Here is an 18,506-nt window from a genome sequence, read left to right as displayed (position 1 = left end):
AAGCTGGTAGGAGACCCCACACCAAACCTGCTTCGGAGGTATTCCATGGCTTTGAGTGCCCTTGACCTTTTTTCGATCGGAATCGGCCCCTCGTCGTCCCACACTGTGGGGCCAATGCGCGCCGCCCGCTCGTTCGTCGAAGAACTGGAGAGGGAAAGAAAGTTCGACGTCGTTGATCGCGTTCACGCCGGACTTTTCGGTTCCTTGGGGGCTACCGGACGCGGGCACGGCTCGGACAAGGCGGTCATCCTTGGATTCATGGGCGAGTCGCCGGAAACCGTAGACACGCTGACGGCTGATCGCGTCGTTGACGAAGCCATAGACGCCAAGAAAATACTGCTTGGAGGGCGCCGAATAATCACGTTCAACAGAACCAAGGACGTGGTGCTCCACCTGCGCAAGTCATTGCCGGCGCATCCCAACGGAATGCGGTTCCAGGCTTTCGACAACCAGGGAACAGTGCTGAGCGAACGCGTCTACTACTCCGTGGGTGGAGGATTCGTCGTTGACGAGGATGGAGTTGGACAGTCGCTCCCGGAGACGGTGCAACCCCCCTACCCGTTTTCCAACGCCGAGGAATTGTTGGCACACTGCGAGCGTGAAGGCCTGGCCATCAGCGACATCATGCTCGCCAACGAGGGCGCCTTGCGCAGCGAGGAGGAAACCCGCGCGCAGTTGATGCACATCTGGGAAACCATGAAAGAGTCCGTGTCACGTGGCTGTAGCCGAACGGAAGAACACCTGCCCGGGAACCTGATGGTCCGCCGTCGTGCGCCCCGACTGCTGACGGACCTGCAAGCGGAAGACGACACCAGCGATCCCTTGCGTGCAGTGGACTGGGTGAACCTGTTTGCCCTGGCAGTGAACGAAGAGAACGCCACGGGTGGGCGCGTCGTCACCGCCCCCACCAACGGCGCTGCCGGAATCATTCCAGCGGTGTTGCATTACTACATGATGTTCACCCCCGGAGCCAACGAAGAATCAGTGATCCGATTCCTTCTTACCGCAGCTGCCATAGGTGTCCTTTTCAAGCAGAACGCCTCCATCTCCGGCGCCGAAGTGGGCTGCCAAGGGGAAGTCGGCTCAGCCTGTTCCATGGCAGCGGGCGCACTGTGCGAAATTCTGGGCGGCACACCCCGGCAGGTGGAGAACGCCGCCGAGATTGGTATCGAGCACAACCTCGGGCTGACCTGCGACCCCGTTGGTGGCCTTGTCCAAATCCCCTGCATCGAACGCAACGCCATGGCCAGCAACAAAGCCATCAACGCTGCACGGATCAGCCTGCGCGGAGACGGCGTCCACCAAGTCTCGCTTGACACCGCCATCAAGACAATGCGCGAGACAGGCGCAGACATGAAGAGCAAGTATAAGGAAACCTCCCGGGGTGGACTCGCCGTCAACGTGATCGCTTGCTGATGCCCGCGGTTGCCTCCCCCTTATGGGCGAGCTGGAGCGCCCGAAGCAGCCTCTGACTCTCAGTAAAGATTTCCGAAGGACTGCATACATTCGCTGCTGACCAAGCGCTTCTCTTCCGGGGCAGAGCGCTTCCAATGCCGACATCTGCATGCGGCTAGACATCGAAGCTGTAGAAGCTAATAACGCGGTCGCCAGTGCACTCGCACTGGCTTATCTACACGCCTAATAGCTTGCCAGAGACCATCAGCCGCAGCTCTGCACGTTTCACCGTGTCATCTACAGTCGGCTCACCGAGCACCGCCGATAACGGGGCATATGTCGGGACCGGAATAAATCGCACGCAGGACAGTCATCGATTGGCCCAGCGGCAGACGGCTTCCTAGGTCCGATGATGAAGCCCACCTCATGTGGATCCGACATTAGGAGGACCCCAACGCCCCACCCTGGTTAGCCATCTGCCGGCGTGGGGCGTTGGAAACCCATCAGCAAACTCAGACCGCAACGCCCAACCGACGGTTCGCCAGAACCGGGATCACCTGGCGTGCCTTTTCCACGGCCGCGACGTCTACCGTGACATCCAGCTGACCGACCTTTTCGTCGAGTTCTTGCAAGACGACCCCCATTGGGGAGACCACCAAGCTGTGACCCACGCCGAAGCGGGGGCCCGCCGGTTCTTGAATTCCGGCCGTGGAAGCATCCGCCTGGTCGCAGGCCACGACCCAGGTGGTTGAGTCGATGGCGCGAGCTTGGTTGAGCAGGCGCCACGCATCGATCTTGCCGTCCCCGGCGCCCCAATGGGCGGTGACGATGATGACTTGGGCGCCACGGTCGGCCAGTTCGCGGAAGAGTTCCGGGAAGCGGACGTCGTAGCAGGTGGCTACGCCTACCGTGACGCCGTCCACCTCAAAGGTGAAGGGTTCGTTGCCGGGTTCCACGTCGGCTGACTCTGAAAACCCGTAGGCGTCGTAGAGGTGGATCTTGTCGTATCCGGAGTGGATGTTTTCACCGGTAACGAGGATGGTGTTGCGAACGCGTCCATCAGCTGCTGGCTGGAAGGTTCCTACCAAGACAATGACGCTGAGGTCCTTTGCCAGTTGCTGGATGGCCGATGCCCATGGCCCGTCGATGGGTTCGGCGTGGGCCGCAGGCGCGGCCCCGAACCTTACTAGTGAGGCTTCGGGTAGGACGACGATGCGGGCCCCGGCCGCTGCACCGCGTCGAACGGCGTCGAGGACAAGCTCCAGGTTTTGTGCCGGATTGACCGTAGTGGCGAACTGCTGGACAGAGATGGACAGGCTTTCAGAAGACATTGATGTTCCTTTAGTGGTTGACGGTGCGTTTTGGAGGTACGAACTGCCGCGTCAGTAAATAGAGTGGCCAGCGACTTCACGGGCGTCCGGGTTCTTGGCGAGGCTTACGCCCACGAGGGTGATGATGGAAACGACGACGATGTAGAGGGCCAGGGGCAGCCAAGTGCCGTACGTCCCCAGCAGCCAGGTGAACAGGAGCGGTGCGATGGCGCCGCCAAAAACTCCGCCGATGGTGTAAGCGAGGGAGCTGCCTGCGTAGCGGAGCCGCGGGCTGAACTGTTCGGAGACGAGTGCGGCCTGGGGTCCGTACATGAGGGAGTTGCAGAGCAGGCCGAAGATGACGGCCAGCACTACTCCGATGAAGCCGATGCTCATGAGCGGGAAGAAAATGAACGGGAACGCGATCGAACATGCTGCGCCGATGGCGGTAACAAGACGCCTGTTCATACGGTCGGAGAGGTGTCCGGCGGCCGGCACCATGAAGACCTGGAAAGCGGAGCCGATCACGACGGCCAAAAGTGCCTGCCCCGGCTGGAGCCCGAACTGACGGGTGGCGTACGTGAGGATGAAGACGGTTGAAAGCGCATACATCACGTCGGGCGCAATCCGGGACATGGTGGCCGCCAGCAAGGCCCGGCGTTCTGTCCGGAATACCTCAGCCAACGGTGATTTCGGGGTGAGGCCTTGTTCTTTGATGGCTTCGAAGACAGGGGTTTCTTCGATTTTGAACCGGATCACCAAGCCAACCACAACCAGCACTGCGGAGAACAGGAAGGCAACGCGCCATCCCCAGGACAGGAAGTCCTCCTTGGGAAGCAGCGCGAGGAGCGCCAAGGCGCCGTTGGCCAGCAGGTTGCCAAGGGGCGGGCCGATCTGGGCTGCTGAGCCGAACAGGCCCCGCTTCCCGGGATCTCCGTGTTCGCTTGAGATGAGGACTGCTCCTGCCCATTCACCGCCGACACCGACTCCTTGGCATAGCCGGAGGAAGACAAGCGCGATAGGTGCGGCGACGCCGATGGTGTCATAGCCCGGCAGCAGACCTACCGCGAAGGTGGCGATGCCAATGAGGAGAAGAGTCCAGACGAGGACTTTCTTACGGCCGATGCGATCACCTAGTCGCCCGAAGAGGACGCCCCCCAGGGGCCTGGCGACATAGCCGACAGCGTAGGTGGCAAAAGCTGCCAGCGTGCCGGCGAGGGGGTCATCGGAGTGGAAGAAGACCTGGCCGAAAACCAGGGCCGAGGCTGCCGAGTAGATCGCGAAGTCGTACCACTCCAGGCTTGTCCCGGTCAGGGCGACGATGAAGCCCCTTTTGCCTTGGCCGGGCCTTGCCGGAGTTTTTTGTTGCGAAGTGGATATCTGTTCAGTCACGAGATGCCTCCTGAATAAGAGTGCCTTGAACGACAGAACGCCGGAAGGGCGAATGTCCTGTCACAAGCTGCTTCTTTGCCGAATCCCACAAGCGTATGGGTGGCGTATACAGAAGCGTATGGGCTGTGTATACTCACACTATACTGTGATGCAGATCGCAGCAATACCCAGCCAAATCAATTGTTTGAAGGAGTCCTCATGTCCTTGCAGTTCACTCTCCCCAGTGGTGAATCCCTCGATGTCGACGTCATCCACCTCCTGAACGGTGGATATGCAGGCCGCCACCAGGAACACGTCCGCGCCCATGTCGAGGAGCTCGCACTGCTGGGCGTTCCGGCCCCCACGGTCACCCCGACCATGTACCCGGTCTCGCCCTACCTGGCTCAGCAGGCGAGTGTCGTTCCGGTCCAGCACGGCAAGACTTCCGGCGAAGTGGAGTGGGCCATCGTCGTTGCCACGGATGGGCGGATTCTCCTGACCCTCGCGTGTGACCACACCGATCGCGAGCTTGAAGTCCACGGAATCGCCTGGTCCAAGAACGCTTCACCGGACGTTTTGGCGAAGGACGCCTGGCTGCTCAGCGAGGTGGAGGACCACATAGATGACTTAACGCTGACCGCATGGGTTACCAACAACGGAGTGGAAGAGCAGATCCAGAAGGCCACGCTTGGCGACTTGCTCCCACCGGCACACTGGGTCGGCGTACTCAAGGACCGGGATTTGCTGAACCCCGGCACTGTGCTTATTTCGGGCACAGTCAACATGGTGGAGGGCGTAAACCAGTTTGCCGATGGCTGGCGGGCGGAACTGACCGATCCCGTCCTGGGCCGGACCATCAGCCTCGCCTACGATGTAGTGCCGATGGCCACCCCGATCGGCTGACTTTCCGGTGGCGGCGGGGCGGGCTCCATCTGGCGGCACGCCCCCGCCGCTACTGCCAGCCGGTCCTTCCTGAATGTATGCGGAGAGTATACTTTGACTATGCAGACGCCAAGCCAGTCCAATCGCGACAGAGTGTACGACTACATCCGCGACACCATCCTCCCGGACGGCGCCTACCACGGCAGCTTCCTCACTGAGGAGCAGGTGGCCGAAAAAGTCGGAGGAACCTCTCGCACACCCGTCCGGGAGGCTTTTCTTCTCCTGGCTTCCGAAGGGCTGCTGCAACTGGTTCCACGCCACGGAGCGTTTATCCCGCCGGTCACCCGACAGGAGATCAGCGAGGCCCTTGAGTTCAGGACAGTATTGGAAACCAACGCCGCCGAAGTCGTGATGGAACGCGGCACCGCCCCACTCGACGCGATGAAGCTGGCGCTGAAGCACCAGCTCGAAAGCTCCGACGCCGGCCACGAACGCGAGTTCGTTGACTGGGACAGCGAGTTCCACATCGCCTTGGTCAGGGCCGTCGGCAACTCCCTCATGACCAAGTCGTACACGGACCTTCGCGCCCGACACATCCGCATTGGAATCCGGGCGCTCATGAACACCCCCGCCCGGCAAGCCGCCGTCATCGCAGAACACCAGGCAATCGTCGACGGGTTGGAATCCGGAGATCCCGAGCTGGCCAAGGCCGCACTTCGCAGCCACATTCGAACCACCGCATCAGGCCTCTCGGAAATCTGACCCACGAAAGGTTCCCATGGACCAACCCTCCCCTGCCGGGCTCACGGCACCTGAAATTGCGTATCAATGGATCACCGCTTTCATTGCCGGTCTGCCCCGGGACGAGGAGACCTTCCTGAACGAGGCCACGCTGGCGCAAGCCACGGGCACTTCCCGAACACCGGTTCGGGAGGCCCTTCTACGACTCGAAGCCGAGGGATTCATCAGGCGCGTCCCCCACAAGGGCGCTTACGTTCCACCCATCACGGACCAAGAGGTCCGGGCTAACCTCCAAGCCCGCTCCGTGGTGGAACGCTGGGCCGTCGACACTCGAGGGCACTTCGATCAGGCCACCCTGGATGTTCTGCAGAGCCTCATCGACCAGCAGCGACTGGCCGCCTCGGATCCCGGCAGGTTCATTGAGCTGGATACGGAGTTCCACAACACCATCGTCAGATCAGCTGGCAATCCAGTACTGTCGGATTTCTACTCCTCCTTGCGGCAGCGGCAATTAAGAATCGGGATCCAGGCCATCAGCAGAGGCGGCAGCCGAACGGACGAAGTCCTGTCCGAGCACCAAGCCATCGTGAACAGTCTCGGCGGAACGAGCCTGACCGCTACCTGCGCAGCCATCGACTCGCACCTGGAAGCGACCCGCCGAGCAACTATCGGCTACTGAAGTGCAATAGAACCGCCCCTCGAAAACACTCAGCCAGAGGGTTGCTCAGAGGCAGCCCCGCTGGTCTCCAACTCAAGTTTCCAGCTGACGCTGCTCCCCCGGAGCCCTGGCATAACGGCGCCCTTTTGCACGTAGCGGAACGGCACTGTTTCGCCGTCGGGCCGCCACCACCCGCTGACAGGAGCGTGATGCCCCGTCAGGACGAGGGCGGGTACGGTGGCGGCTCCTGGATAGCGCGATGTCACGGCGTACTGTTTCCCGCTGGTGCCCGGCCCTGATCGATCGCCGGACGATTCGCCAGCACGGGCAGGTTCCCTGTGTAGCCTTCGCGTTCCTTGGCCGCGGCAGCTATTCCCGCACGGGCAGCGAACCAACCGCCGATCAACAGCGGAATCAGCACCAGTAGCGAGGCCAGGATCCAGCGGCCCGTTTCGGAGAAGCCCATGGAGAACAGAACGAACACCAGGAACGTTAAGGTCAGGTAAGAGGTATACGGCGCGCCGAACAAGCGGAACGCTGGGCGCTTAATCAGGCCGGAACGCGAGAGCTTGTGCAGTTTCATCTGGCACAGGATGATGGTGGCCCAGCAGCCGATGATTCCCAGCGCGGAAATCTCCAGGACGATCTCGAAGGCCTGCGACGGGACGAGAGCGTTGAGACCGATGCCAAGCAGTGCCACCACCGTGGTGAACAGGATGCCGCCGTATGGGACACCTTTGCTGTTCATCCGTCCAGAGAATCGTGGCGCGGATCCATTGACGGCCATGGACCGCAGGATTCGGCCCGTGGAATAGAGGCCTGCGTTCAGGCTGGACAGGGCCGAGGTCAGCACCACGAAGTTCATGATGGATGCGGCCGTTGCACCCGCCTGCGGGTCGCCGAGGTGCGAGAAGAACGTGACAAACGGTGACTCACCGCCCTTGTAGGCAGTGAACGGCAAGAGCAGGGAAAGCAGCAGGATGGACCCGACGTAGAACACAGCGATCCGGAAGACGACACTGTTGATCGCCTTTGGCATGACCTTGGCTGGTTCCTTGGTTTCACCGGCGGCCGTGCCGATCAGCTCGATGCCGGCGTAGGCGAAGATGACCCCGCTGGCGGCGAGCAGCGGAGCTATGCCACCGTTCGGGAAGAACCCGCCGTTATCCGTGAACAGGACCAGGCCTGTGGGGCCGACATCGGTGGCGGCACCGCTGAGGAGGAAGACGACGCCGACCACCAGGAACGTGACCAGGGCAATGACCTTTACCAGTGCAAACCAGAACTCCATCTCGCCGAACAGCTTCACCGAAACCAGGTTCAGGGACAGCACCACTACCAGGGCGATCAGGGCCAATAGCCACTGGGGCGCTTCCTGCAGCGGCGGCCAATAGGGTGCCCAGAATTTCAGGTACAGGGCCGCCGCGGTGACATCGACGATGGAGGTCATGGCCCAGTTCAGGAAGTAGAGCCAGCCGGCCGCGTAGGCCATTTTTTCACCGTAGAACTCACGGGCGTAGGAAACGAAGGAGCCGGACGATGGCCGGTGCAGGACCAGCTCCCCCAACGCCCGGAGAATGAGGAAGCCGAAGAAACCGCAGACTGCATAGACCAGAACCAGTGCTGGCCCACTTCCGTTCAGTCGGGCGCCGGCTCCCATGAACAGGCCTGTACCAATGGCTCCGCCGATGGCAATCATTTGAATCTGCCGCGGCTTCAGCGACTTGTGATAACCGTGCTCCTCGCTGGAGAAGTCCCGGACGGCGGAGGCAACATCGCCTATACGCTCGCGTTCGTTTTCCAGTTCATCCGCGCGGTCGTGTGCGGGTTTTTGCATGTTGTTCTCCATGGGGAAGAACCGCACGTCATCGTGCGGCTGACAATAGGCCGCCCGGAGCACCGGGCAGGTGGCCAATCAGCTAACTGCTGACATTGGCCGAGGGTTTGGTGCGGAACTGCAGATCGCGGGGACTGATCCAGACCTCGTAGCCTTCCTTGCGGACGAAGGCACGGCGAGGCTGGACGCCATTGCTTCTTAACCAGAGCGCGGATGAGTCGGCCATGGCGTGATCCACGATCCCGGAGTGAACGGGTTCCCCGAGCTTGCGGATTTGCACGTGACCGCCGATCAGGGCGGTCCAGTCGTCGTACCGGATGAACTGGGGCACGTCCCGCCTTTTCATGACTGCTCACTGCCCAGGAAGAATGCTGTAAGGCGGTCCCACATTTCAGTGGCGTTTGAGTACATGGGGAAGTGCCCGCTGCGGGAGATCTCCGCGAGTTCAACGCCCTTTTCTGCCAGTAGCGGCAGGTAGCTCAGGGTGTTGTTCTGGACGCCGTACATGTACATCCGGGGAAATGGCAGCGCCAGGAATCGATCCATGAGGCCGCCGTGGTCGGACAGTTCCACCATGGATTCGAAGATGGGCCGGACCGCCCCGGGCCGGACCTTGTGGGGAAGGCTCGCTGCGTAAAGGCTGCTGGAGTAGAACCGGGACTTCCAGACCCGGTCCTGGAAATCCTTGAAGAAATCCTCGGGATCCGGGTGTGAGTGGCTGATGATCTGCCGGCTCAGGAAGCAGTCTTCCGGGGCCACGTTTCCTTCGATATCGGCGAAACTGAGAACGCGGGCTGGGTCCTGGTCCGCCAGCAGGAGGGCTGTGAGCCCGCCCATGGAATGGCCCACCAAGTGAAAGCGGTCGATGTTCTTCGCGGCCAGGACTTCCTTGGCGACCTGAACGAGGAAGTGCACTGAAATGGCGTTCAGGTCCGGGCAGATACTCGCGCCGCAGCCCGGGGCGTCGTAGGCCAGGACCGGGCGGCCAGCGAGAGCATCCTGCTGGATGACGTCCGCGTAATCTTCCTTGGTGGAGCCGAAGCCGTGCAGGAATACCAGCGGCGTACCGGAGCCGGCACGGTACATGCCGGCGATCTCGACGTGAACTCCGTCAATGTCGAGCGGGAGAGTGAAAGGCTCAAGCTTGGTCAGGCCAGGCAAGGAGTCCTCCTATCGGTTCATTAGGGTGGAGGGAATCATGCTTGCGGGGTGACCCATGCATGATGGTTCTTGATGTGTCTTTGGTTGGTACTGGCATGTGACTGCTGGTAGGTCCTGCCCGCGTCATACACAGCCAACTGGCGCCCCCTAACAGCCAGGGCTTCTTCGATGAGGTCCAAAGACCCCTCGCCGAGCCCGATGACCTGCCCCAGCAATTCCAGCCGGGACCACGTGACAAGCACCTCGATGCTCCGGATACCATGCCGGGCCAAAGCATTCTCAGCCCGGGACGGCAACCCCAGGCCGGAGACCGCAATTGTCAGTGCCGCCGTCGTCATCGCGGGAAGTCCGCAATAGTTGCGACAAACCGGTCAAGACCTTCCTTCAGGGTGGCGATGTCAGTGGCGAAGGAAAGCCGGACGTGTCCTTCGCCGGAGGGACCAAACTCGCTTCCGGATCGGACCAGAACACCGGCCGCAGCGAACCGGGCCACCATCTCATCTGAAGTCAACGAGGTGGATATCCGGGGAAACGCGTAGAAGGCGCCTTGGGGCGCGAGGATTTCGACGCCGGCAACTCCGCCCAGTGCTTCCAGCACCAGATCACGCCGATCCTGATAGGACGCTGTGAGGACTCGAAGGTCCTCTTCCGGGGTCTCCAATGCTGTCAGCGCAGCATCCTGCACGAAGGTGTTCAACGGACCGTTGATGGTGCGGTGGATGAGGTTGATTTTGTCAGCGAGTGGACCGAAGGCAACAACGTATCCAAGGCGCCAACCGGTCATGGCGTAGGTCTTGGACAGTGTGCTGCAGTACACCACCTGGGAAGAGACGTCGCTGAGGTCCAGGGCTGAAGCAAACGGGAGCTGGTCGAACACGATGCTGCCGTAGGCCTCGTCGGAGAGGAGCAGCAGGTCCGGGTGGTCGCCCAACACGGCGCCAACACCGGCGAGGTCTGCCGCCGAATAGATCCGGCCTGTGGGGTTGCCCGGGTTGCAAAGAATAATCATCCGAGCCGTGGCAGCCTCGTGCCGGAGCGCGTCCAGGTCCAGCGACCCATCAGTGCGCGCTGCTATCCAGACCACTTCCGCTCCGACCATGGCGGCATGGTCGGAGTAGAGGGAGTACGTCGGTTCAGGGATCAGTACCCGATCCCCGGGCTGGACGAGGGCCAGCATTGCGGCGGCCAACCCGGCGCTGCCGCCGTGCGTGAGCACCACCTCGCGCGTCGTGGTAGGGCGGGGGTGCCCGGCGGAGATCTTCCGCGCGAGCACCTCCCGCAGTTCCGGTGCTCCGGTCATGGGCGAGTACCGGGTCCGTCCCTTCACCAGGGAACGGACGGCAGCGTCGACTACCGCGGTGGGGGTCCCGGCGTCGGGCTCCCCCATCGCGAGTGAGATGGTGCCTGGTGCCGCCGCGCCCAGGGTGGCGGGGCGGCGGCTGGAGGCGGCGATCCGTTCAGGAGCGCCCAACTTTAGAGAGGACAAGGCTGTCATCGGTTCTTCCGTCTAAAAAGAGTACAACTCGAGGGTGGATTTGCCGTGGCGGATCTCGTCGAGGATCCGTTGCTCATCGGCGACGCGCTGGTCTGCCTTGTCCAGGACAGAATCCACGGCGTCGTATGGGAGGACGACGACGCCGTCGGAGTCGCCGACTATCAGGTCCCCCGCGCGGATGGTCAGGCCGCCCACGCGAACGGGCGAGGAGAAGTCGCCCGCGTAGTCCTTGGCAGTTCCGACGACGGTTACGCTGCGCGAGAAGACCGGGAAGTCCATCTCCGCCATTTCCTCGGTGTCACGGACGCCGCCATCGATCACCAGTCCGAGTATTCCGCGGTGCTGGGCGGCTGCGGCGAGGATTTCGCCCCAGTGCCCGTGCTCGGCGCCTTGCATGTCCACCACCAGGACGCTGCCCGAAGGCGCGTTCAGGACGGCGTGGTGCAGGGCGAGGTTGTCGCCGCCGACTCCGCGGACGGTGAAGGCTGGACCGGCCACCTTGGCTCCGCGCCAGGCCGGCTTCAGGCCGGGATCGCAGGCGCACGGGAGTTTGGCGGCTTCATAAAGGGTGGCGGAAGAGTGCCCGCGGGCGGCGTTGCTCATTTTTTGCCCCACTGGAGGTCGTGGTAGCCGAGGTCCTTGCGGGCCTGGACCAGGGTGGCACCGGCTTTCACGGCCGCGACAATCTTCGTTTCTGTGTCCTCGATCTTCTCAGCGAGGGCAGCGACTTCTTCAGCACGGGCGCTGGGCACTGCGAGGGCACCGTCCGCGTCGGCGCAGATGATATCCGCCGGCGAGATGCGGACATCATTGATTGTCACCTCGGTCTGGACTGCCACGAGTTGTACACGGTCCTTGCCGGTGCGCATGAACTTGCCGCGGCTGAACAGCGGGTAGTTCTGCTGCAGGGATGTAGAGATGTCACGGCAGACGCCGTTGATGACGGTTCCGGCGATGCCGCGTTCGGCGGCGACCTCGGTCATGATGCCGCCCCAGACGGTGACGTCCGTGCGTCCTTCGTTGTCAATGACAATCACTGCGCCGGCCGGGACGTCGTCGAGGAAGTCCCCGACGCTTCCGCGGGACTCGCCGGCCGGTGCGTACTGCACAGTGAATGCAGGTCCGGTGGCACGGAAATCATAGGTCAGCGGAGACAACCCGTGGAGGGTCCCGTGTAGGCCGAGGGCGTCCATGGCGTCCGAAATAGAGGCGGTGGGCAGAGCTGCCAGACGTTCGATGACGTTGGTTTCAGTGGTGGTGTTCATCAGTGTTCCTCGGTGATTCCAGCCAGGCGCGCGTCGCGCATGGCTTCGTGAAGGGCGAGGCCGGCGCGGAGATCGGCGGCGATGGATTGTTCGCGTGCGGCCACGCCCTGGGCGCGTTCCAATACCTCGTCGAGGTGGCTGCTGGGGACAACCACGACGCCGGTCTCATCTGCCAGGACCAAGTCACCCGGTGTGACGGTTACGCCGCCCAGCTGGACAGGTTCGCCGGTGGAGCGCTGCTGCAACCGGCCGCGGGCCGTGGCCGGGATGCGGCCCTTGGCGAAGACGGGGAAGCCGATCTCGCGGGCTTCGTGGACGTCGCGACAAGCGCCGTCGGCCACCACACCGCGCACGCCGTTCAGTGATGCACCCAGGCTGAGTAGCCCACCCCAACAGGAGACGTCGGTGCGTCCTTCGTTGGCCACGACGATGACGTTGCTGCTGTTGGCGTCGGCTACCGCGGTGGCGCCGATGTGTGCGCCGGAGGGACCCGGGATGTAGGGCTCAAGCTGGACCGTCACGGCGAAGCCGACGATCTTTGGGGTTCCCCAGACGGGGAGGAATCCAGCTTGCCCTGGAGGGAGGTCGAGGGCGTCGAGGGCGTCTGACACGGCGGCTGAATCCAGTGCTGTGTAGTGCTCCAGGAGTGTTTTTTGGGAAGTCATGCTTCCAGTAGACCGTCCTCGATCGATATAGTGAAGGTCTGGTTAGCTATAGGTGGAAGAGGTTTTGCGACTCAATGATCGAGGTACGCCAAGCCCGGTACTTTGTTGCTGTGGCGGAGGAACTGCATTTCGGCCGGGCCGCCGAGCGGCTCACCATGTCACAGCCACCCCTCAGCCAGGCCATCCTGCAACTGGAACGGCAGCTCGGGACCAGTCTGCTGACCCGTTCCAGCCGCTCGGTTCTTCTCACGGATGCGGGGAAACTCTTTCTGGACGAATGCCGTCTGTTGGTCCAGGCGTCCGAGAGGGCGGAGGAGGTGGCCGCCCGGGCGAAGTCGGGCAGGGCAGGGACATTGCGCCTCGGGTCCGTCACTTCTGCTTTCGATGGCCTGCTCCCCGACGTCCTGGACAGGTTCCGAAGCGCCTGGCCGGCGGTGGAGTTGGAAGTTTCGGAAATCGACACCCATCACGGACGCGACCGGTTGCTGCGGCGGGAACTGGACGTCGCCATCATCCGCCAGCCCGGCTTCGACAAGGGGCTCCGATCAGTTCCCCTGCGTCGCGACCGCTTTGTCCTGGCACTCCCGGGGACGCACGCCAAGGCCACAGACCAAAGACCGGCGGATCTGGCACAGTTCAGGGACGACAGCTGGATCTGGCTTCCACGCGCCATTTCGCCGGACTATCACGACGAGATGGTGGCAGCCTGCCGGCAGGCAGGATTCAGCCCGCAAGCCAAGCACTTCGCGAACTCCATCCAGTCCCAGCTGGCCATGGTTGGCTGCGGCCTGGGGGTCACACTGGTGCCGCTGTCATCCTTGGGCGCTCGACGAGGCGTGGTGGCATTGGAGTTGTCGCAACGCGTGGACCTCGTGGAACTATCGCTCGTTAGCCGGGCCGGCACCTCGGAGACCATCGCGGACCACTTCATCGAGTGCGCCAGGGTGGCCGCGGACGGCGGTTAAGACGCCAAGGCGAACGGACGACGGCGGGAGGTAACCGCCGTCGTCCGCTCGCCTTCTATTGGCCCCGCTGGGGTTAGCCGACCGTGAGCCTGCCGAGTTGCTCCCCTGCCTTGACCGTGCTCCCTGCCGGGGCCAGGACCTCCGCAAGAACACCAGACCCCGGGGCCGGAACAACGTTTTCCATCTTCATGGCCTCCAGCACAACCAGCGGCGCACCTTCCTTGACTGGCGTGCCGGCGTCGACGAGCCACTTGACCACTTTGCCGGACATGGGCGACTGGACCAGTCCTGGATCCACAACTTCCTCCTGGCTTGCTGAGTCGCCCTTACCGGCAGATTCCAGGCCAGCGGCGCCCAGCATGCGTGCCAGATTTCCCGGGAAGCCGACCATCACACGCTTGCCGTCGATGTCCAAGGGGACGGTCACGGTTCCAGTGGGCTCGGCCTGGTTCGGATCATAGGCCGGGTCCGGAGTGATGCAGTGTCGAAACTCTGTCTCGATCCATCGGGTGTGGATGGCGAACGAGTCTGTGAAGTCGGGCGATTCCAGCACTGCCCGGTGGAAGGGTACGAGGGTGGGCAAGCCGGAGATGGTGAAGTTCTTCAACGCCCGGCGGGCCCGCCGAATGGCCTGCTGTCGGTCCGCTCCGGTGACGATCAGCTTGGCCATGAGTGAGTCGAAATCTCCGGAAATCTCCGAGCCCGCAGCGATCCCGGAGTCCAGCCGGATGCCGGGACCGGTGGGGACGGTGATGGCCTCCACGGTCCCGGGCGTCGGCAGGTAGCCGCGACCCACGTCCTCGGCGTTGATCCGGAATTCGAAGGAGTGGCCGCGGGGTACGGGGTCTTCCGCGAGGGCGAGCGGCAGTCCTTGGGCAATCCGGAACTGTTCCTGCACCAGGTCCACGCCGGAGGTTTCTTCCGTGATGGGATGTTCCACCTGAAGCCGGGTGTTGACCTCCAGGAAGGCGATGGCGCCGGATTCGGACACGAGGAATTCCACGGTTCCTGCACCGGTGTACCCCGCCTCCGAACAGATGGCCCGGGCGGCCTCATGGATGGTGCGTCGTTGCTCGTCGCTGAGGAATGGGGCCGGGGCCTCTTCCACGAGTTTCTGGTGCCGGCGCTGCAGGGAGCAGTCCCGGGTCCCCACCACGATGACCTTGCCGAAAGTATCGGCAAGGATCTGAGCTTCGACGTGCCGGGGGCGGTCAAGGTACTGCTCTACGAAGCATTCTCCCCTGCCGAAAGCCGTGACGGCTTCGCGGACTGCTGAGTCAAAGGCTTCCTCCACGCCGTCCAGGTCCCGCACCACTTTCAACCCGCGTCCGCCGCCGCCGAAGGCAGCCTTGATAGCGATGGGCAAGCCCACGTCTTCGGCAAACCTCCGCGCTTCCGCCGCGTTGGCAACGGGTCCCTCGCTTCCGGCGACGAGCGGGGCTCCTGCACGGACGGCAATCTGACGGGCGGTGACCTTGTTGCCCAAGGCCCGAATGGCGTCGGGGCTGGGTCCAATCCACGTCAGCCCGGCGTCCATGACGGACTGGGCAAAGTCGGCGTTTTCGGAGAGGAAGCCATAACCGGGATGGATCGCGTCTGCCCCTGAGCGCTTGGCGATGTGCAGGATCTTGTCGACGTCCAGGTAGCTCTCTGCCGGGGTCCGGCCCGTCAGGCTGTAAGCCTCGTCGACGGCGGACACATGCAGCGCGTCGGTGTCACTGTCCGAGTAGACACCGACAGAGGCAAATCCGGCGTCGGTGCAGGCCGAAGCGACGCGCACGGCGATTTCTCCGCGGTTGGCAATCAGGATCTTGCGCATTGGTAGGAACTTTCTGTGGTGGGTGGTGCGTACTTGAAACGGACCCGGCCTCCGGCGGGGATTTGGGCTGCTTTGTCCAGGTCTTTTGGGGCTACGACGGCGATCACCGGGTAGCCGCCGGTGACGGGGTGATCGGACAGGAAGACCACCGGCTCCCCCGTGGGCGGAACCTGGATCACTCCGCAGATGGTGCCCTCGCTGGGCAGCTCGTCATGCCTGATCCGCTCCAGTGGTACACCGGAGAGCCGCATGCCGATGCGGTTGGAGTCGTTCGTGACTGTCCACTCCTGCGTCACCAAAGACTCCAAGGCGCCGGGCGAAAACCAGTCCATCCGCGGACCAGGTCCGAGCTCCAGTTCCACCGTTTCGTCCTCAGGAAAGACAGGCTGCGTTTCCGGGAGGCCGACAGCCTGTGCAGGCGGTGGTCCGACTGCCAGGAAGTCCCCCGCAGCCAGCGGCTTGGGGCCTAATCCGGCGAGGGTGTCAGTAGAGCAACTGCCCAGCACTCCTTCCGCGTCAATCGCGCCCCGAACCGCTAAATAGCTGCGTACGCCAACCGAGGGCGCCGAAAGCGTCAGCACCTCACCATCCATCAGCGCAAAAGGCGTGGCCACCTTAGCTGACCGTGAGCCGGACTCGGACGTGATTCGGTTTCCCGCCGGTGCTCCGGCGATGGCAAGCAGCTGGTCGCCTACAGCCTGAACGGTCAGGCCGCCGTCGACAATTTCCAAGGCAGCGGCACCTTCCGCGTTGCCAACGAGCCGGTTGGCTCGGCGAAGCGAGCCCTGATCGAGCGCCCCGGAACGCGAGACTCCAATGGCGGCATGGCCGGGCCGGCCGAGGTCCTGGACCAGGGTCAGCGGGAGGCTACGGAGCACTCTTAGACCGGCGCCAGCGCGGTTGTCATCTGCACGTGCCGTCGGCTCATTGACGACAACCTTGTCCCGCACTGCCCGGTAGCGGACGCTGGTACCGGGACTGACCAGCGCCGGTTCGGCGCGATCACTGTCCCACATGGCGCAGCTGGTGTGGCCAATGATCTGCCAGCCGCCAGGCGATTGCCGAGGGTAGACACCCGTATAGCTCCCGCCGAGAGCCACTGACCCCGCATCAACGCTGGTTCTTGGGCTTGGCCTGCGCGGAACAGTGAGGCTGTCATTTTCTCCCCGCATGTAGCCAAACCCGGGGACGAAACCCGTAAAGGCCACTGTCCACAGTTGTCCCGTGTGGGCGGCGACAACTGCTTCAACACTGATTCCAGCGAGATCGGCGACGTCCCGGAGGTCCTGACCGTCGTACACGGTGTCGATGTCCACAAGCTTCTGGCCGCTCTGGTGATACGGCGGAATGGCAAGCTTCTCCACCTCGGCTTTGATCCGCAACATCGCAGTGGGGCTTTCAGCGGTGATCAGCACGGTCTCGGCGGCCGGAACCACTTCCCGCTGCCCCGGGAATGGAGTACGGTTCAGCATCTCCGTCAGAGCGAGAACATCCTCGGGGGCGCTGAGTTCGGCAAGGACTCCGCGCTCCCCCACGGAACGCACTGAGGCGACCCGGGAAACCGTGCTTCCAGGAGACTCAGGCGTTGACTTCACGAATGAGCCTCAGGTCTTCTTCGGGCTTGGGGTCGCGGCCGAGTGCGACGCCGACGATTGTCACCACGGCACAGACGGCCAAGTACACGGCAATCAGATACCAGTTGCCGGTCGCTGCATACAGTCCGGTAAAGATCAGCGGAGCGATGGCGCCGCCGACGACTCCGGCCAGCGTGTATGCCAGCGAGCTGCCGGCGTATCGCAGGCGTGCCGGAAACTGCTCGGTGATGAAGGCAGCCTGCGGGCCGTACATGAGGCCATTGAAGATCAGTCCGCCCACGACGCCCAGGGTCAGGGTCACCACTGAACGGTCCTGGATCATGATGAAGAACAGCGGAATGTAGATGGCGCTGCCGGCCGCTGCGATGCCGTACAGAAGACGGCGGTTGAAGCGGTCGGTGAGGGCACCCGCCGTTGGAATGATGAAGATCTGCACCGCTGAACCGATCAGGATGGCCGTGAGAACGTTGCCCGTGCTCATGCCCAGTTCTTTGGTGGCGTACACAGCCACATAGACGGTGAACATGGAGTAGATGACATCCGGGCTGATGCGGGACAGGGCCGCTGCGATGAGGGCGCGGGGTTCGTTGCGGAAGACTTCACGCAGCGGTGCTTCGGAGCGTTCATTGTTTTCCACCAAGGCCTTGAAGACCGGGGTTTCTTCGAGCTTGAGACGGATGACCAGGCCGAAGACCACCAGCAGCGCCGAGGCGAGGAAAGCAACGCGCCAGCCCCAGGAGAGGAAGGCCTCGGTGCTGAGGGACGCGGCAAGGATCGCCAGGACGCCGTTGGCCATGAGGTTGCCAGCGGGCGGACCGATTTGGGCCGCTGAGGACCAGAAGCCGCGCTTGTTCGGGTCACCGAACTCACTGGACAGCAACACGGCCCCGCCCCATTCACCGCCGACGCCGATTCCTTGGGCCAGGCGCAAAAGGACAAGGATGGCCGGCGCCGCGGGACCGATCGCGTTGTAGTCAGGGAGAACGCCGATGAGGATGGTGGCCGCACCGATCAGCAGGAGCGTGACAACGAGGACGTGTTTGCGACCCAGCCGGTCGCCCAACCGGCCGAAGATCACGCCGCCCAGGGGGCGTGCCAGGTATCCGACAGCGAATGTGGAGAAGGAGAGCAGCAGGCCGACGAACTCGTCGTTTCCGGGGAAGAAGATCTTGGGAAAGACCAGGGCGGACGCCACGGAGTAGATGGCGAAGTCGTAGTACTCAAGCGATGTCCCGCTCAGGCTGGCGACATAGGCTTTGATGGCGCTTCGCCTGCGGCGGCGGTTTTCGCTGGCGGAAGCGGACATTGGCTTCTCCGGTTCGGAATGGTGGGTCAGGGCGTTCTCTT

At 63.0% G+C, this 18,506-nt stretch carries 18 protein-coding genes; 5 read left to right on the top strand and 13 right to left on the bottom strand.

Features of this window, described 5'->3' with window-relative positions; genetic code table 11:
- Nucleotides 1-45 precede the first annotated feature (45 nt).
- Nucleotides 46-1,416, top strand: a complete 1,371-nt coding sequence (locus KCX59_RS10330; RefSeq protein WP_179018237.1) for an L-serine ammonia-lyase — start codon at nt 46-48, stop codon at nt 1,414-1,416.
- Between the two features lie 491 nt (nt 1,417-1,907).
- Here KCX59_RS10330 and KCX59_RS10325 read toward each other — a convergent pair whose 3' ends face one another.
- Nucleotides 1,908-2,726, bottom strand: coding sequence for a carbon-nitrogen hydrolase family protein (locus KCX59_RS10325; protein ID WP_256871523.1), 819 nt, complete (start codon nt 2,724-2,726; stop codon nt 1,908-1,910).
- A 51-nt stretch (nt 2,727-2,777) separates the two neighbouring features.
- A complete protein-coding gene (locus tag KCX59_RS10320) occupies nt 2,778-4,097 on the bottom strand; it encodes an MFS transporter (RefSeq protein ID WP_370629214.1) in 1,320 nt (439 codons plus the stop codon).
- Between the two features lie 198 nt (nt 4,098-4,295).
- Between KCX59_RS10320 and KCX59_RS10315 the strand changes: the two genes are divergently transcribed.
- The 3 genes from KCX59_RS10315 (at nt 4,296) to KCX59_RS10305 (ending at nt 6,378) form a co-directional block, all read left to right on the top strand.
- Nucleotides 4,296-4,979, top strand: a complete 684-nt coding sequence (locus KCX59_RS10315) for a DUF2848 domain-containing protein (RefSeq protein ID WP_179018238.1) — start codon at nt 4,296-4,298, stop codon at nt 4,977-4,979.
- Between the two features lie 99 nt (nt 4,980-5,078).
- Nucleotides 5,079-5,720 carry a GntR family transcriptional regulator gene (locus KCX59_RS10310; RefSeq protein WP_131134350.1) on the top strand — a complete coding sequence of 214 codons (642 nt, stop codon included), beginning with the start codon at nt 5,079-5,081 and terminating at the stop codon, nt 5,718-5,720.
- 16 nt (nt 5,721-5,736) lie between these two features.
- The gene (locus KCX59_RS10305; protein ID WP_179018239.1) at nt 5,737-6,378 is read left to right on the top strand and encodes a GntR family transcriptional regulator; all 642 of its coding nucleotides are present in this window, start codon (nt 5,737-5,739) and stop codon (nt 6,376-6,378) included.
- A 241-nt stretch (nt 6,379-6,619) separates the two neighbouring features.
- Here KCX59_RS10305 and KCX59_RS10300 read toward each other — a convergent pair whose 3' ends face one another.
- From KCX59_RS10300 to KCX59_RS10265, 8 genes are all read right to left on the bottom strand, one after another.
- Entirely contained in the window at nt 6,620-8,194 is a 1,575-nt protein-coding gene (locus KCX59_RS10300) for an amino acid permease (protein ID WP_179018240.1), read from the bottom strand.
- An 82-nt stretch (nt 8,195-8,276) separates the two neighbouring features.
- Nucleotides 8,277-8,525, bottom strand: coding sequence for a hypothetical protein (locus KCX59_RS10295; RefSeq protein WP_370629215.1), 249 nt, complete (start codon nt 8,523-8,525; stop codon nt 8,277-8,279).
- A gap of 11 nt (nt 8,526-8,536) precedes the next feature.
- Nucleotides 8,537-9,355 (bottom strand): alpha/beta fold hydrolase, encoded by an 819-nt coding sequence (locus KCX59_RS10290; protein ID WP_256871524.1) that lies wholly within the window; start codon nt 9,353-9,355, stop codon nt 8,537-8,539.
- Nucleotides 9,356-9,390: 35 nt separating this feature from the next.
- Complete coding sequence (locus KCX59_RS10285) at nt 9,391-9,693, bottom strand: DNA-directed RNA polymerase subunit alpha C-terminal domain-containing protein (protein ID WP_179018242.1); 303 nt, start codon at nt 9,691-9,693, stop codon at nt 9,391-9,393.
- Entirely contained in the window at nt 9,690-10,850 is a 1,161-nt protein-coding gene (locus tag KCX59_RS10280) for a pyridoxal phosphate-dependent aminotransferase (RefSeq protein WP_179018243.1), read from the bottom strand. Before KCX59_RS10280 ends, KCX59_RS10285 begins: the two co-directional genes overlap by 4 nt.
- A 12-nt stretch (nt 10,851-10,862) precedes the next feature.
- Nucleotides 10,863-11,453, bottom strand: coding sequence for an RraA family protein (locus tag KCX59_RS10275; RefSeq protein ID WP_179018244.1), 591 nt, complete (start codon nt 11,451-11,453; stop codon nt 10,863-10,865).
- Nucleotides 11,450-12,115 (bottom strand): RraA family protein, encoded by a 666-nt coding sequence (locus KCX59_RS10270; protein ID WP_179018245.1) that lies wholly within the window; start codon nt 12,113-12,115, stop codon nt 11,450-11,452. The genes KCX59_RS10275 and KCX59_RS10270 overlap by 4 nt, the downstream gene beginning before the upstream one ends.
- Nucleotides 12,115-12,780 carry an RraA family protein gene (locus KCX59_RS10265; RefSeq protein ID WP_179018246.1) on the bottom strand — a complete coding sequence of 222 codons (666 nt, stop codon included), beginning with the start codon at nt 12,778-12,780 and terminating at the stop codon, nt 12,115-12,117. The genes KCX59_RS10270 and KCX59_RS10265 overlap by 1 nt, the downstream gene beginning before the upstream one ends.
- A 74-nt stretch (nt 12,781-12,854) precedes the next feature.
- On the opposite strand from KCX59_RS10265, the gene KCX59_RS10260 reads away from it, so the two are divergent.
- A complete protein-coding gene (locus KCX59_RS10260; RefSeq protein WP_179018247.1) occupies nt 12,855-13,745 on the top strand; it encodes a LysR substrate-binding domain-containing protein in 891 nt (296 codons plus the stop codon).
- A 73-nt stretch (nt 13,746-13,818) separates the two neighbouring features.
- Here KCX59_RS10260 and KCX59_RS10255 read toward each other — a convergent pair whose 3' ends face one another.
- From KCX59_RS10255 to KCX59_RS10245, 3 genes are read right to left on the bottom strand one after another with little or no spacing between them, the layout of a single operon-like run.
- On the bottom strand, nt 13,819-15,564 hold the full coding sequence (locus KCX59_RS10255) for a biotin carboxylase N-terminal domain-containing protein (RefSeq protein WP_179018248.1): 1,746 nt from the start codon (nt 15,562-15,564) through the stop codon (nt 13,819-13,821).
- Nucleotides 15,549-17,159, bottom strand: a complete 1,611-nt coding sequence (locus KCX59_RS10250) for a 5-oxoprolinase/urea amidolyase family protein (RefSeq protein WP_179018249.1) — start codon at nt 17,157-17,159, stop codon at nt 15,549-15,551. Before KCX59_RS10250 ends, KCX59_RS10255 begins: the two co-directional genes overlap by 16 nt.
- Nucleotides 17,143-18,465 (bottom strand): MFS transporter, encoded by a 1,323-nt coding sequence (locus tag KCX59_RS10245; RefSeq protein WP_179018319.1) that lies wholly within the window; start codon nt 18,463-18,465, stop codon nt 17,143-17,145. Before KCX59_RS10245 ends, KCX59_RS10250 begins: the two co-directional genes overlap by 17 nt.
- Between the last annotated feature and the right edge of the window lie 41 nt (nt 18,466-18,506).

The organism is Paenarthrobacter nitroguajacolicus (assembly GCF_051027655.1).
GTDB classification, from domain to species: Bacteria; Actinomycetota; Actinomycetes; order Actinomycetales; family Micrococcaceae; genus Arthrobacter; species Arthrobacter nitroguajacolicus.
This window is presented reverse-complemented; position numbering and strand designations above follow the sequence as displayed.